Below are 14,926 nucleotides of genomic sequence, written 5' to 3' on the forward strand. Positions count from 1 at the left end.
TAATTAGAAAAAGCTATTAACCAAAATGTAAGAACATCTTGATTAATAGCTTTTTATTTATCTTCCAAAGATGATTCAACGAGCTTTGAAAGATTTCTTTCAAGTCTCATATCATCATTTTCAGTTCTCTTTTTAGCATTTGTTGTCTTGCCGCCAGCCCGTCTTATCTTTGCTTTTATATGCCTTTCCATAAGAAGCCTATCTATATTTTCTTCGTCATATATATATCCCGATGGACTTATAGCAAAACCTTTTTTAGCTAGGGACATAGCAGCCACTCCATAGTCCTGAGTAACCACAATATCACCCTTTTGTGCATTGTTGATAAGAATAATATCAACGCTTTGAAAACCGCTGTCTACTATTTTAACCTCAGCATAGTCACTGAAGATAGCATGATTTATATCACAGAATATAAGAAGGTCCAAGCAATAATGCCTGGCTACCTTCTCTATTATATCTCTTCCAGCAGCGCCATCTCCGTCTACTAAAATTCTCATTCTTATAATCTTTTTTCAAGATCTGCCTTCATGCTCTCATAACCAGGTTTTCCAAGAAGAGCAAACATATTCTTCTTATATGCTTCAACTCCTGGCTGATTGAATGGGTTTACACCAAGCAGATATCCACTTATTCCACATGCTTTTTCAAAGAAATATACAATGTATCCAAAATTATATGGAGTAAGTTTTGGTAAATTAATAACTATATTAGGCACTCCACCATCATTATGTGCAAGAAGTGTTCCTTCAAATGCCTTTTTATTTACGAAGTCCATAGTTTTACCACTTAAGAAATTGAGTCCGTCAACATTTTCTTTACTTTCTTTTATAACTACTTCTTTTTCAGGAGTTTCAATATTTATAACTGTTTCAAATATATTTCTTCTTCCCTCTTGAATATATTGTCCCATAGAATGAAGATCAGTAGAAAAATCAACAGCAGCTGGGAATATACCCTTATTATCTTTTCCTTCACTCTCTCCATAAAGCTGTTTCCACCACTCACCAAAATAATGAAGTTTTGGCTCATAGTTTACTAGAATTTCTGTAGTCTTACCTTTATTGTATAATACATTTCTTACAGCAGCATATTTATAGCAATCATTTTTGCTCAAATCAGTTTCAGCATAAACTTTTCTAGCATCTGCTGCACCTTTCATCATTTCATCTATATCAATTCCGCTTACAGCGATAGGAAGAAGTCCTACGGCAGTAAGAACTGAATATCTTCCACCTACATCATCAGGGATTACAAATGTTTCATAACCTTCTGCATCAGCAAGATTTTTTAAAGCTCCCTTTGCTTTATCTGTTGTAGCAAATATTCTTTCTTTAGCAGCTTCTTTTCCATATTTCTTTTCAACATATTCTTTAAATATTCTGAATGCTATAGCTGGCTCAGTTGTAGTACCAGATTTTGATATTACATTTACCGATATGTCTTTTCCTTCAATTGCCTCTAGTAAATCTGCCATATATGTTGAACTTATATTATTTCCAACGTAGAATATGAGTGGTGCTTTTCTCCCCTCTTTTGATAAAGCATTATAAAATGTATGATTTAACATTTCAATAGCAGCTCTAGCTCCAAGATATGAACCACCTATTCCGATTACTATAAGCACATCAGAATTGCTCTTTATCTTTTCTGCTGCTTTCTTTATTCTTGCAAATTCATCCTTGTCATAATTTACAGGTAAATCAATCCATCCAAGAAAATCGCTACCTGCTCCAGTTTTTTCTTTAAGTTGCTTGTCTGCTGCTGATATCATAGATGTAAGATAACTTACCTCTTCATCACCAACATAAGGTTTTAACTTTGACAAATCAATACTTAATGTTTCAGACATTTTTGTTCCTCCTTATATACTCTAATAGACTTTTATTTTAGTTAATTGGCACAGAATCTTATTTAGAACTTTTGAGTAAATATTGTCCAAGTTTTATTTATCGTTCCATAACAAATTTTATTTTATATTTAAAATTAAATCAAGTCCATTAAATATATTTTTATCTATATATGCTAATATCTTAAGCAGTAAATACTTTACTGTTACTCTTTACATCATCATAGACTCTATTTAATTCAATAGATTTAATAATAAATTCCACTCCAGATATATTAAATGATGGTATCCTGTATAGTCCCTGTACAAGCTTCATTATTTCATCATAAGATTCTCCTGCAATATTCCAGCTAACCTCATCATTAAAATTAATTATACTCTCATCTGAATTAGAATCATTGTTTTTGAGTTCTGAAAATACCAGTATTTCTTCTTTTTTATAAAAAGATTGCATTACCTCATACTCTTCTTCACACATATATCTGCATTGATTTTGATAATTGTTTCCCGATAATTGGTAACATAATTCTTTTAAATAATAACAGTAATTTCCTTCTAGTGGTTTGTGACTTTGACAAATTAGACCAATGGTTAAATTAATCACTATATCAACCCCTTAATAAATATAACTTTATACTTATATATTTACTGTTACGCATCTTTAGCTTATACATAATATATTCTACATAAAATGTCAAAATCCTCTATTTGTCGAAATTTTCTCAATATTTTGTCTATAATTGTTCTACTCTGTAATGCTAATAATGTATAATAAAAATATTTATTGAGTTTAATAAGTGAAAAACGTTATAAAATTAGAGAATTTTTTTTGATATAAGCCAGTAATCCTAGTATCCGTCTAAGTATTTCGTATAGACAGGAAACGTCTTTGGAAACGGTTAAACGGTCTTATCATAATTTATCTATAAAAAATCAACTTAATCGCCAAAAAAGGCAGGAAGTGATTTCCGTCGGCTGAAAAATGCCTCCCCCAATCACTTCCTGCCTTAGCCGGCTCTATGTATTTACAAAATATTATTTTATATATTGCTTCTTTCAAATTCTTCTCTTGTTTATTGGTTTAATAGTATTTTCTTAAGAGTTATCTTCATATCACTTCGTATATTATATAATTACATCCTTTTAACAGTACATTCAATTAATGAGTAGGTAAGAAGTAAAAACTAAGAAGTAATAGTTTATAAAAGCTGTAGCTATTGTGTATTTTGACTACGCGCTTGCTATTGGAAGCATAATAATTCCGATAATAAACTCCTCTATACAATATCATAGGTATAGGAAGTTCTTTCTTAATATTTTCTGTTCTATTGATAATAATCTGCTTAATAAGCCTAAAATGTTTTGTAAGTACAAAAAGAAATATTTAAATGATAGCTTTACAACTAAGAATTAATTTTTCGAAAATAATTCTACTAATACATTATCCTCACACAATCTATTATAAAGTTCAATATTTGTATTATTATGACACTTATGGTATCATTCTACATAAGGAACAAACTAAAAACGAAAGGAAGTAAACAATCTAAATGTACTGTGAGGTACTAGGTTTACTGTAAAAAATATTATGAGTATATTAGAAGAAAAATTCAACAAGATATCAGGCGGGAGAATATTAGATGTAGGTACAGGAGATGGTTATTTTATTTCTGTAATTACCAAACTGTTCAAAGATTACAATGAAATAATAGGTATTGATAATAGTAAAGACGCTATACAATCTTTAAAAAAATCTAATAAACAGCAAAACATTCAATTTATCAATATGTCAGCTGATAAAATGACTTTTGAAGACAACAGCATGGATACGGTTTGCATTTCAAATACTCTTCACCATTTGCCTAATTATAAGCAAGTATTAAGTGAAATGCTCAGAGTTCTTAAACCAAATGGTTTTTTCATAATAAATGAAATGTTCTGTGATAATCAAGCACTAAAGCAGCTTTCTCATGTCTATATACATCATCTTTGTGCTGAAATGAATATGTTAGCTGGTACTTATCATGCAAAAACTTTTAAAAGACAAGCTATCATAGATATTGTAAAAGAAACTGGTGTTAAAATAGAAGATATTTTTGAATATAGTACTGCTGAGGAACAGAAAGCTGACGTAAATGAAGCCGAAGAAAAAGAAATATTAGACAGTTGTTTTAACAGTATAGATAATTATGCTGAAAAATTAAAAGGAAACAAAGAGTTTGATAATATAAAAAGCAAAATATCTTCACTTAAACAGAACTTATATAAAGTTGGGTTTATGAATGCCACAGAGCTTGTTATCCTCGGAAGGAAATAATCTTGGTTAAAGCCCTGATAAAAAATCATTTACTAGTCTATTAGCAATATCCCTTGCTTGTGCACAGTAATTTGGGGAAAACGGATCGCTAAAGCCATGTTTTCCCACTAATACATGTGCACTGACATTTGTTTTTTCACTAAGAACTCTTAATAACTCCCTGGGACTAAAGGATTTCTCATCTTCAGCAAAAATCAGTAATACCTTACAGTTTGGAACTACATATAAATAATCTCTTATTCTAGAGCCATAGTAGCCTATTATTCCATCACATTTGACGTCTGAATCACTGCATAACCATGCTATAGATGCACCAGCACTGAAGCCTAATATGAACACATACTTGTACACTTCTTTTAATTCTTTTAGTAACCTTTTAATTCGATCAGCAGTTGGAATGAAGCCAACATTTTTCTTAAAGTTCTCATAAGCTTCTTGCTCAACTGCATAGTCAAAACTTTTATTTAAACTAAGTAAATCTGGACAAATTACATCAAACCCTAAGCTGCTGTAGTATTCGCATACTTGATGCATATGTTGATTTATCCCATATATTTCATGCAAAACTATAATCACTCGTTCATTATTATTTATAAACTTTATCATTGAATTCTCCCCTATTTCTTTAGAACCTTATATATCCTGGATTTATTCATATAATACTCCTGTCATTACATATAAATTTAATTAGTAGTGATTATATCATATTGTTTAATTATTTTCATCATTGATTACATATTACATATTTCATTATAATATTCCAATTTATTGCTATATAATTTATAATATATATTAGGACGGTGATTAATTATGGGTATTTTCAATATATTTAAAAATCAATTTATAGAAGTTATTGAATGGACAGACTCCAGCAGTGACACTATTGTTTATAGATTTCCTGTAGAAAATAAAGAAATTAAAATGGGAGCTCAGCTTACTGTAAGAGAATCTCAGATGGCAGTGTTTGTAAACGAAGGTCAGATTGCTGATGTTTTTGGACCAGGAAGATATATGTTGACTACAAAAAACATGCCTGTTCTTTCAACGATTCGTGCTTGGGCTTATGATTTTAACTCCCCTTTTAAGGCAGAAGTTTATTTTATTAATACAAAACAATTCACCGATCAGAAATGGGGTACATCCAATCCTATTATGATGCGTGATGCTGAATTCGGAGTTATAAGGCTTCGTGCCTTTGGCATATTCTCGTTTAAAGTAGTAGACCCTGGTAAATTTCTTAAGGAAGTATTCGGAACTACAGATGTTTTCGATACTGAAAATATTGTTGGGCAGCTAAAACGCGCCCTAATATCTGGAATCTCTGATATGATTGCCGAATCTAGAATACCGGCACTAGATCTTGCTACTCATTATGATGAATTCGGAGAATCAGCTAAAGTTAAACTTCAAGATAGATTTCAAGCTCTAGGATTTGAACTATCTTCGCTCTACATTGAAAATATATCTCTTCCGGAAGAGGTTGAAAAAGTACTTGATAAAAAAACTTCTATGGGGGTACTTGGAAACATGCAGCAGTATACTCAATATCAAGCTGCTGAGGCTATAAGAGATGTTGCTCAAAACCCTTGTAATGGTGCCTCAGGTTTAGGTATGAGCTTTGGAGTAGGAAATGCTGTGGGAAATATTATTACTGATGCATTAAATAAAAATAGTCAAACTACTACCTCCGTTCAACCAACTAACACAGTAACCTGTCCAAAGTGTAATGCTCAGGTAACAGCTGGTTCTAAATTCTGTTCCTCCTGCGGTAATATGCTGATAAAGCCTACAGTTAAATGCATAAAATGCGGCAGTGAAATAGAAGAGGGATTGAAATTTTGCCCTGATTGTGGTGCTCCGCAGACTGTAAAAGATGTTTTCTGCAAGGTTTGTGGCAAACCGGTGCCTGCAGCTTCAAAGTTCTGTACTGAATGTGGTAATAAAATTGAATAGGAGGGACTTTGATGGAAAATAAGCATAAGAGTACTATTGAAAAAACAGATATATTTCCTTGTCCAAGTTGCGGAGCCAATATGGTTTTTGATCCTGCATCTCAAAAACTTGTATGTCCTTATTGCGGCTTAAAGTCAGAAATTGAAAAAGATGATACTCCCATAACAGAATATTATTTCTTAGATGCAGATGAACAGGCTTCAACCGATTGGGGAACTGAAAAGAGAATTATTCATTGTGAAAATTGCGGAGCTGATACCATATTAGATCATACTGCTGTGGCTGAATTCTGTGCTTTTTGCGGTTCTTCTCATATCGTAAGAAATGAATCTTCCGTTGGTATTGCACCTGAATCGCTTATACCATTTACGATTTCGAGAAAAAATGCAGAAACAGGTTTTACAAAATGGATAAAGCATAGATTCTTGGCTCCAAGGAAGTTAAAAACAAGTTATCAAGCTCAGAGAATTACAGGAGTATATATACCATTTTGGACTTATGATGCAGATACACGATCTACATATACAGCTGAGGCAGGTACCTATTATTATGTTACAGAAACTGAATGGGTAGAAGAAGATGGTGAAAGAAAACAAGTTGAAAAACAGGTCAAAAAAACTCGCTGGGAATATACCAGTGGCAGCTATTCAAGATTTTTCAATGACATACTAATAAATGCTTCTAAAAAAGTTAACGATAAGCTTATACGTAAACTTGAGCCATTTGATTTGACTGAACTTACTCATTATAATACTCAGTATATGTCTGGATTTTTAGCAGAAAGATACAGTGTAACATTAAAAGAAGGCTGGTCTAAAGCTACCCCAATTATGGATGAGAAAATTGAAAACGGAATCCGAAATCAGATTGATGCAGATGAAATAAGAAATTTAAACATAGATACGGGTTTCTATGGTGTGACATATAAACATATACTATTACCAATATGGGTTTCTTCATTTATATATAGAAATAAAATATATCAATATCTAGTGAATGGACAAACTGGAGAGGTTCAAGGAAAGTATCCATTGAGCGTTGTTAAAATATTAATCACCATATTACTACTTGTAGCCGTAATTGCCGGAATCGGAGCTTGGCTATTCAGCAATTAAAAAATCGGCTAATCGCCGATTTTTTAGTGTATAGCTTTCTTCTTGTACTTCTTTCCAGCCACCTCTACGCTTCCAATCGTAATCAATGCATTTTCATCGAAGTTCAACACTATAGATTTAAGCTTAGACAATTCAAGACGTGAAACTACCACATATATTACATTATATGGTGCTTTTGAATAAGCACCTTTTCCGTTTAATATCGTAACCCCTCTTCCAAGTCGATCTGTAAGAGCTGAGGTAATCTCTTCGCTTTCATCCGATACAATCATAACTGCTTTTGATTCGTCTACTCCTTCTACTACTATATCGATGACTTTAAACGCGATGAAATATGCTACTAACGAATACATTGTTCTGTCCCAACCAAAAATAAATCCTGCACCAGTAAGTATAAATATATTAAAAAACATAACTATTTCACCAATAGAAAAGCTAGTTTTTTTATCAAAAATGATTGCTACTATCTCCGTTCCATCAAGTGAGCCACCAGAACGGATTATTAGTCCAACTCCAGCTCCATTGATAATTCCTCCGAAAACTGCAGCAAGAAATATATCATGAGTAAGTCCAGGTATAGGATGAAGTATCGAAACCCCAATAGAAAGACTCGTAACAGCAAGAAGTGTATGCAGCACAAAAGATTTTCCAATCTGCTTATATCCTATAATAAAAAATGGAACGTTTAGAATAAATGTAAAAAGACCAAGTGGAAACTTAGTTAAATAACTAGAAATAATAGATATGCCAACAACACCGCCATCAATAATTCTGTTAGGTACCAGAAATATTTCAAGACCTATTGAAGATAAGGATGCGCCTATAATTATTAATAATATCTTTGATACTATAGTATATATTTTCTCTTTCTTAGCGATCATTAAACCATCCTCTCTAAACTTAATCATTATTATTATAGCATATCTCTACAGTGTAGTGCTATACTCTATTACATATTGTTATAATCTATATATTCTGGCCTCATAAGGTCTCAATTTAAACGCTGCTTTATTATCCTGGCCCCCAGCTTCTACTTTATAGTTTGATAATAGAAGTTTACTATGTTCTAAATGAACATTCTTTGGAATTTCAAATATAGGTTCATTACTAAAAAAATTAACTACTATTAGCATTCTGCTGTCATTTAATTCTCTTATGTACGAATATATCTTGTTATGCTCTTTATTGAGTTCGATAAAATTTCCGTACACTAAAGCTGGATTATCCTTTCTTAATGCTATTAGTGCCTTATAGTACATCAATATAGACTGTTGATCTTGTAGTTGATCTTTCACATTTATCTTTTTATAATTTGGATTAACCTTTATCCAAGGAGTTCCGGTTGAAAAGCCAGCGGTTTGACTATCATCCCACTGCATCGGAGTCCTGGAATTATCTCGTGAGGTATAATACAGTCCTAATAAATAGTTTTCCTCACTAACTAGACCAGCTTCAACTAATTCTCTATGCTTAATAAATGCTGATGGATCTCTGTAATCCTTCAGCTCAAATCCCTTAGCATTAGTCATTCCAATCTCGTCACCATAATAAACAAAGGGAGTGCCTTTCTGTGTAAACTGCAAAGTTGCAAGCATTTTTGCAGATTCCCTCCAATATTTTTCATCATCTCCCATCCTTGATACAGTTCTGGTAGTGTCATGATTAGAATAGAATAAAGGGCACCAGCCTTCTTCTTCCTGTCTAAGCTGCCAGCCAGACATTTTTTTCTTAATATCCTGAATAAGGTCTATAGGTTTCCTTTCCCAAGGTCTTTCCCCCCTGCCTACACTGTGCATATCAAAATGAAATATCATATCCAGTTCATTTCTATCCTTGCCAGTATAAATAAATGCATTTTCATGATTTATTCCACCGGTTTCTCCGATGACTACATGATACCCAGAATTAAATACTTCTTTCCTTAATTCCTTTAAGTACCCATGTACCTCAGGAAGGTTCTGCACGTATTTTATGAAATCACCGTATACTTCTCCCTCTCTGACTATACCGTTCGGGAAACTGTGATCTTTTTCTAAATGGTTTATAGCATCCATTCTGAAGCCGTCCGCTCCCCTATCAATCCAGTATCTTATTACACCTTTCATTTCTTCTCTTAAGTTTTTATTTCTCCAATTAAAATCCGGCTGTTTTTTTGAAAATATGTGAAGATAATATTCTCCAGATGTTTCATCATATTCCCATGCACTTCCTCCAAAAAAACATCCCCAATTATTAGGAGGAGTACCATTCCTGCCTGAATGCCATATATAATAATCTCTATATGGATTGTCTTTACTTTTTCTGCTTTCAATAAACCATGGATGTTCATCGGAACTATGATTAATTACTAAATCCATAATTAATTTCATATCTCTTTGGTGAAGTTCTCTAACAAGTTCATCAAAATCAGATAACGTTCCAAATTCATCCATTATGTCTTTAAAATCACTAATATCATATCCATTGTCTTCATTTGGTGATTTATTAATTGGATTTAAATACAGCATATCTATTCCAAGATCTTTCAAATAGTCCAGTTTTTCAATAATACCTCTGAGGTCACCTATACCATCACCATCTGAATCATTAAAACTTCTTACATATGCTTGATATGCTACTCCCTCTTTCCACCATTTTCTATCCATATATTCATCCCTTCCATTCCTAAAAAACTATATTAACTGCATATAAGCCTGCTAGAAATTCTAATTTTAAATAAAATTTCTGCAGACTTATACTATGGGCAAATAAATAAGCTATTATGCTTCTAAGATAATAGGTTTTAATTGAAGTTCAATTTTACCTTCTGAAACTTGTATGACCCTTCCATCTATAAGATTGTTGTAAGTTCCATCCTTAATATTCAGCTTGTAACTCCCTATTTTTCTTTCTACATTAAATATTCCAATAAGCTGTCTACCTTTATACTCATATCTTGCTTCTATAACACCAATTTTCTTTTGCTGTAATATCTCATACTGTCCATATGCAAAAATATCTGCTTTTTTAATTTGAATAAGCTTCTTTATATATTCATAGAATTTTATATCCTTATTCCAGTTTACTGGGTCACTGTTAAACAGATCAGGAGTATTATCATCTTTTGCTTCCTGACCAGCATAAATAAGTGCTGCTCCTTTCTCGAAAAACATAAAAGCAGTCCAGTTTTTCAAATCAGTCTCTTCTTTTAAATAATAGGTTATTCTTGGATTATCATGATTCTCCAAAAATCTAAGCTTTACATAGTTTTCAGGATAAATAAAATCCTGATTGCGCTTTGCTTCTAAAACATAGCTTAGCCCTCTCTCGCCTCTCAGATATTCTGCAAAATATTTATAAGTATCATAATCATATGCAATATCGAAAGCCTGAAAAACCTCACTGTCGGAATGTGCCATTATTTTTCTTTGTCTCAGTTCTTTTAGAAAATACGAATCTGCACTTTCTGCCAGCCAAATAGCATTTTTCTTTACTGATGCAACTTCTCTTCTAGCCCTTGTCCAAAATTCAATCGGCACAAGATGCGCTACATCGCATCTGAAACCATCTACTCCAAGCAGTACCCAGTATTTTAATGTTTCTATCTGATAATCCCATAGTTCTTTATTATCATAATCTAGGTCAATTATGTCCGACCAGCCGCCTACTTTATTTCCAGGCTGCCCGTCTTCTTTTCTATAAAAATACTCCGGATGGCTTTTCAGAAGTTCGGATTCATGTGATGTATGATTATAAACTACATCGATAATAAGTTTCATTCCTCTTTTATGGGTTTCTGAAATAAGCTCTTTAAAATCCTCTAATGTACCATACTCTGGATTTACTTTTCTGTAATCCTGAATTGAGTAAGGACATCCTAGCTTACCTTTCTTGTTAACCTGACCGATTGGATGTATTGGCATAAGCCATATTATATCTACACCTAAATCAGCTATTCTATCTAAATCCTCCGTGACTCCTTTAAAGTCACCTTCCTTTGTATGATTTCTTACATAAACAGAATATATTGTACTGTTCCTCAATTTTATATCTGTATTCTTAGCCACTTATATGCACCCCTCTTATTAATATCCTCTTAAATAAATTCCTAGCTTTTCGATATTTAGCATTATTTTAATAGATACACCCTTGCTTCATAAGGCCTTAACCTAATACTATGAAGATCATGCTCTTCAACCTGATAGTTACTTATTAGAAGCTCCGTTGCTTTATACTCAATGTCCTCTGGAAGATTAAATTCTACTTTACTGTCAAAGAAATTCAGAATAACTAACAAACGTTCATTATTGAGGTTTCTTGTATAAGCAAATATACTTTCATCATCTTTATATAACATGTTTATATCACCGTATACTATTACCTCATATTGTTTTCTCAGCTGGATTAACTTTTGATAGTAATAAAATACAGAACTTTTATCAGCTAATGCTCTTTCAACATTTATTTCTTTGTAGTTTGGGTTAACATTAATCCAAGGCTTTCCATCAGTGAAGCCAGCATTCTCAGATGAATTCCATTGTATTGGAGTTCTTGCATTGTCCCTTCCTTTGGCATAAATACCTTTCATCAATGTTTCCTTTGGTACGCCCAATGCTGACATCTCTTTGTACATATTAATACTCTCAATGTCTTTATACTCAGAAATATCATTAAAATGCACATTGGTCATTCCAATTTCTTCACCTTGATAGATGTATGGTGTTCCCTGCCATGTATGAAGAAACGTCGCCAGCAGCTTCGCTGATTCAACTCTGTATTCTTTGTCATTTCCGAATCTAGATACCATTCTTGGTTGATCATGATTATTTAAAAATAGTGAATTCCATCCTTTTCCTTTTAATGTGTCATACCATTTAAACATTATTTCTTTAAATGTTGTGAGTTTCCATGGCTTTATATCCCATTTCCCGTGTTCTCCTGAATCTATATCCATAAGTTCAAATTGAAAAATCATATTGAGTTCATTTCTATCACTATTTACATATAGCTCTGCTGTTTTAGGATCTACACCTGGTGCTTCACCTACAGTCATTATGTCATATTTACTTAATACCTCTCTATTCATTTCCTGCAGGAATTCATGTATTCTTGGCCCATTCGCAGTAAAAGGAAAGCCGTTACCGTAAAGATCGTTTTCTCCTTTTTCTCCGTCAGGAAGTCCCGGCACCTTAGATATTAAATTTATGACATCCATTCTAAAGCCATCTATTCCCTTATCAAACCAGAATTTCATCATATCATAGACTTCAGATCTTACTTTCTTATTTTCCCAATTTAAATCTGGCTGCTTAGTTGAAAATAAGTGAAAATAATACTGGTCAGTGGCTTTATCATATTTCCATGCAGAACCACTGAAGAAGGAACCCCAGTTGTTTGGAGGATTACCATCCTTTCCATTTCTCCAGATATAATAATCTCTGAATTGATTATCTTTTGAGCTTCTGCTCTCTATAAACCACTTATGTTCATCAGAGGTATGGTTTACAACCAGATCCATTACCAGTTTAATACCTCTTTGATGCATTCCCTGAAGGAGCTCTTCAAAGTCTTTTTCAGTTCCGAATTCCTTCATAATAGCTCTATAATCACTTATATCATACCCATTATCATCATTTGGAGACTGATAAACTGGGCTCAGCCATACAACACCTATTCCAAGCTTCTTCAGATAATCCAATTTTTCAATTATACCTTGTAAATCACCGATTCCATCGCCATTTGAATCTTTAAAACTTCTTGGATAAATCTGATATACTACTGCTTCTTTCCACCATCTTTTCATACAAACCATTTTTTCACCTCTAATTTACACTTTTAGCATTTTTACTTTGCAAAAGATAATCATCTTTCTATTAAAATTTGAACTGGAACCGTCTATCCAACAATTCCAGTTCATAAAACTATATCTGCTATTTAATTTTGCTTACTTCACTGATGATCTTTTCTCCACCCTGCTGATTCCACTTATTAACAAAATCATCAAAGGAGCTTATAGGAGCTGTTCCCATAATTATTTTTGCAAAAGTTTCCTGCTCAAGCTTCTGCAAATTAGCCCATCTAGATTCCATTGTCTGTGTTTGACCATAATAAAGGCTATAGACTCCTTTTATGTTTTTCTCAGTTGAAAGAGGTTTATCTCCAACCATAATGGATACTAAACGAGGAAGGTTGCTAGATTCAAGTTTGCTCTTTAAGTTCCAATTGTTTATTGAGTAATCATCATATGGTTTTTTCTTTAACTGCTTAATAGCCTCCATATCACCTTTTAAAAGCTTATGAGTACTAAAATCAGTATCTTTTATAGTAGTTTCACCCTTCATGAATTTTGTCAAGATATTATAGGATGACTCTAGTTCATCAACATTATCAAATACAGAGAATAATGGGTAAGCTGCTCCGGTACCAGTGTTTTTGCTTAAACCACTTGCTACCCATTTTGGTTCGTCTCTTAGAAGTAAGTTAATAATCTTTACAGCAGCTTCAGGATGCTTATAATTCTTGTTTACTACTAAGAAGTTAGAAGCTGGAGCTGACAAATGTGCATAATAATTGCCATCTGAAGCAAGCGGAGCTGCATATGCCTGCCAATCCTGAGGAGGGTTCTGAAGATATACATCAGAGATGTTATAACCTTCCCACCAAGGTCCAAAGAATACACCAACTTTACCATCTTTAACTGGCGGCATACTATCATCTCTTACTAACAGTTCCTTATCAAGTAATCCTTCCTTATACATATCAGCTAAAGATTGAAGTGCCTGTTTTGTCTGAGGTTGTGTAGAACCATATACAACTTTACCACTGTTGTCTTTCAGCCAATATCCTGGATAAGATTGATATGAACTGAAAATAGGGTCTAATCCAAACTGAGTACCATCTGTACCGCTTAATGTTCCTGACTTAGCAGGTCCGATTATACCAATAGTATCTTTCTTGCCATTACCATCAGGATCTTTTTCAACAAAAGCTTTTGCAACTGCCTTTAGTTCTTCTATATTAGTGGGTGCCTTCAAGCCTAACTTTTTGAGCCAATCCTGACGAATCCACATTTCATTAAACCCATTTGCTTTTGGCGAAGTGGCAGGAACGGACATTATTTTGCCATTTACCTCAGTTAATTTAGTTAAAGCACTTCCACCACTCTTATAATAGCTTTTTAATAAATCACAGGCAGAATTCTTAAATGTACTAGTTAAATCGGCAATCTGATTATATTTCATCATTGCTTTATATCTTGTCATATCAACAATTACAGCATCCGGAAGATTGTTGGATGAAATAGCCAAGCTCATCTTCTGATTCCAATCTCCTGGTGCACAAACCCAATCGAATTTTACGTTGATATTAAGACTCTTTTTAATAGCATCGATATACCCATTCTTTTCTATTGATTCTCCTTTATCGAACTTTACATTAGGATCTAGTGTACGAACAAGATGAATAGTAACTGGTTTTTTATACCTTCCAAAAGGCTTTTGTTCAGCCTTTGAAAGTGTAGTAGTCGTCTTGCTTTGTGTTGCTTTTTTTCCACAAGCTGTTCCAGTTGCAACTAACATAGACACTGCCAAGCATGACGCTAAAACTTTACTCTTTTTCATTTTAATTCCCCCTTAATTTATAAAATATATTTTTGGTACATATATTTCAACTGTACTTATATAGGAAAAGATTGTGTAAGCTAAACTTATCCAT

12 protein-coding genes are annotated in these 14,926 nt (G+C 33.0%); 3 read left to right on the top strand and 9 right to left on the bottom strand.

All coding sequences use genetic code 11. The features are described 5' to 3' along the window. Positions 1-53 precede the first annotated feature (53 nt). The 3 genes from CLORY_RS03845 to CLORY_RS03855 form a co-directional block, all read right to left on the bottom strand. A complete protein-coding gene (locus CLORY_RS03845) occupies positions 54-500 on the bottom strand; it encodes a YaiI/YqxD family protein (RefSeq protein WP_079422190.1) in 447 nt (148 codons plus the stop codon). 2 nt (positions 501-502) lie between these two features. Then, positions 503-1,852: a glucose-6-phosphate isomerase gene (locus CLORY_RS03850; protein ID WP_079422191.1), complete on the bottom strand. Its 1,350-nt coding sequence runs from the start codon at positions 1,850-1,852 to the stop codon at positions 503-505. A 181-nt stretch (positions 1,853-2,033) separates the two neighbouring features. Further along, positions 2,034-2,453: a hypothetical protein gene (locus CLORY_RS03855; protein WP_079422192.1), complete on the bottom strand. Its 420-nt coding sequence runs from the start codon at positions 2,451-2,453 to the stop codon at positions 2,034-2,036. Positions 2,454-3,437: 984 nt separating this feature from the next. Here CLORY_RS03855 and CLORY_RS03860 point away from each other — a divergent pair. Continuing rightward, positions 3,438-4,166: a class I SAM-dependent methyltransferase gene (locus CLORY_RS03860; RefSeq protein ID WP_079422193.1), complete on the top strand. Its 729-nt coding sequence runs from the start codon at positions 3,438-3,440 to the stop codon at positions 4,164-4,166. Between the two features lie 6 nt (positions 4,167-4,172). Here CLORY_RS03860 and CLORY_RS03865 read toward each other — a convergent pair whose 3' ends face one another. Beyond that, on the bottom strand, positions 4,173-4,772 hold the full coding sequence (locus CLORY_RS03865; RefSeq protein ID WP_079422194.1) for a dienelactone hydrolase family protein: 600 nt from the start codon (positions 4,770-4,772) through the stop codon (positions 4,173-4,175). 204 nt (positions 4,773-4,976) lie between these two features. Between CLORY_RS03865 and CLORY_RS03870 the strand changes: the two genes are divergently transcribed. Then, a complete protein-coding gene (locus CLORY_RS03870; RefSeq protein ID WP_079422195.1) occupies positions 4,977-6,119 on the top strand; it encodes an SPFH domain-containing protein in 1,143 nt (380 codons plus the stop codon). Positions 6,120-6,130: 11 nt separating this feature from the next. Then, entirely contained in the window at positions 6,131-7,234 is a 1,104-nt protein-coding gene (locus CLORY_RS03875; RefSeq protein ID WP_079422196.1) for a TFIIB-type zinc ribbon-containing protein, read from the top strand. A 23-nt stretch (positions 7,235-7,257) separates the two neighbouring features. On the opposite strand, the gene CLORY_RS03880 is transcribed toward CLORY_RS03875, so the two are convergent. The 5 genes from CLORY_RS03880 to CLORY_RS03900 form a co-directional block, all read right to left on the bottom strand. Then, on the bottom strand, positions 7,258-8,115 hold the full coding sequence (locus CLORY_RS03880; protein ID WP_079422197.1) for a YitT family protein: 858 nt from the start codon (positions 8,113-8,115) through the stop codon (positions 7,258-7,260). A gap of 78 nt (positions 8,116-8,193) precedes the next feature. Further along, the gene (locus CLORY_RS03885) at positions 8,194-9,879 is read right to left on the bottom strand and encodes a glycoside hydrolase family 13 protein (RefSeq protein ID WP_079422198.1); all 1,686 of its coding nucleotides are present in this window, start codon (positions 9,877-9,879) and stop codon (positions 8,194-8,196) included. A 114-nt stretch (positions 9,880-9,993) separates the two neighbouring features. Continuing rightward, positions 9,994-11,280, bottom strand: coding sequence for an alpha-amylase family glycosyl hydrolase (locus CLORY_RS03890; protein WP_079422199.1), 1,287 nt, complete (start codon positions 11,278-11,280; stop codon positions 9,994-9,996). Between the two features lie 62 nt (positions 11,281-11,342). Continuing rightward, on the bottom strand, positions 11,343-13,025 hold the full coding sequence (locus CLORY_RS03895; protein WP_079422200.1) for a glycoside hydrolase family 13 protein: 1,683 nt from the start codon (positions 13,023-13,025) through the stop codon (positions 11,343-11,345). A gap of 118 nt (positions 13,026-13,143) precedes the next feature. Beyond that, positions 13,144-14,832: an extracellular solute-binding protein gene (locus CLORY_RS03900; RefSeq protein WP_079422201.1), complete on the bottom strand. Its 1,689-nt coding sequence runs from the start codon at positions 14,830-14,832 to the stop codon at positions 13,144-13,146. Positions 14,833-14,926: the final 94 nt, after the last annotated feature.

The sequence above is a fragment of the Clostridium oryzae genome (assembly GCF_002029235.1).
Classification (GTDB): Bacteria; Bacillota; Clostridia; order Clostridiales; family Clostridiaceae; genus Clostridium_AE; species Clostridium_AE oryzae.

Excerpts from the sequence above, each read along its gene's own strand:
- CLORY_RS03845 (WP_079422190.1), bottom strand. The coding sequence starts at position 500 with ATGAGAATTTTAGTAGACGGAGATGGCGCTGCTGGAAGAGATATAATA.
- CLORY_RS03850 (WP_079422191.1), bottom strand. The coding sequence starts at position 1,852 with ATGTCTGAAACATTAAGTATTGATTTGTCAAAGTTAAAACCTTATGTT.
- CLORY_RS03860 (WP_079422193.1), top strand. The coding sequence starts at position 3,438 with ATGAGTATATTAGAAGAAAAATTCAACAAGATATCAGGCGGGAGAATA.
- CLORY_RS03865 (WP_079422194.1), bottom strand. The coding sequence starts at position 4,772 with ATGATAAAGTTTATAAATAATAATGAACGAGTGATTATAGTTTTGCAT.
- CLORY_RS03870 (WP_079422195.1), top strand. The coding sequence starts at position 4,977 with ATGGGTATTTTCAATATATTTAAAAATCAATTTATAGAAGTTATTGAA.
- CLORY_RS03875 (WP_079422196.1), top strand. The coding sequence starts at position 6,131 with ATGGAAAATAAGCATAAGAGTACTATTGAAAAAACAGATATATTTCCT.
- CLORY_RS03880 (WP_079422197.1), bottom strand. The coding sequence starts at position 8,115 with ATGATCGCTAAGAAAGAGAAAATATATACTATAGTATCAAAGATATTA.
- CLORY_RS03885 (WP_079422198.1), bottom strand. The coding sequence starts at position 9,879 with ATGGATAGAAAATGGTGGAAAGAGGGAGTAGCATATCAAGCATATGTA.
- CLORY_RS03895 (WP_079422200.1), bottom strand. The coding sequence starts at position 13,025 with ATGGTTTGTATGAAAAGATGGTGGAAAGAAGCAGTAGTATATCAGATT.
- CLORY_RS03900 (WP_079422201.1), bottom strand. The coding sequence starts at position 14,832 with ATGAAAAAGAGTAAAGTTTTAGCGTCATGCTTGGCAGTGTCTATGTTA.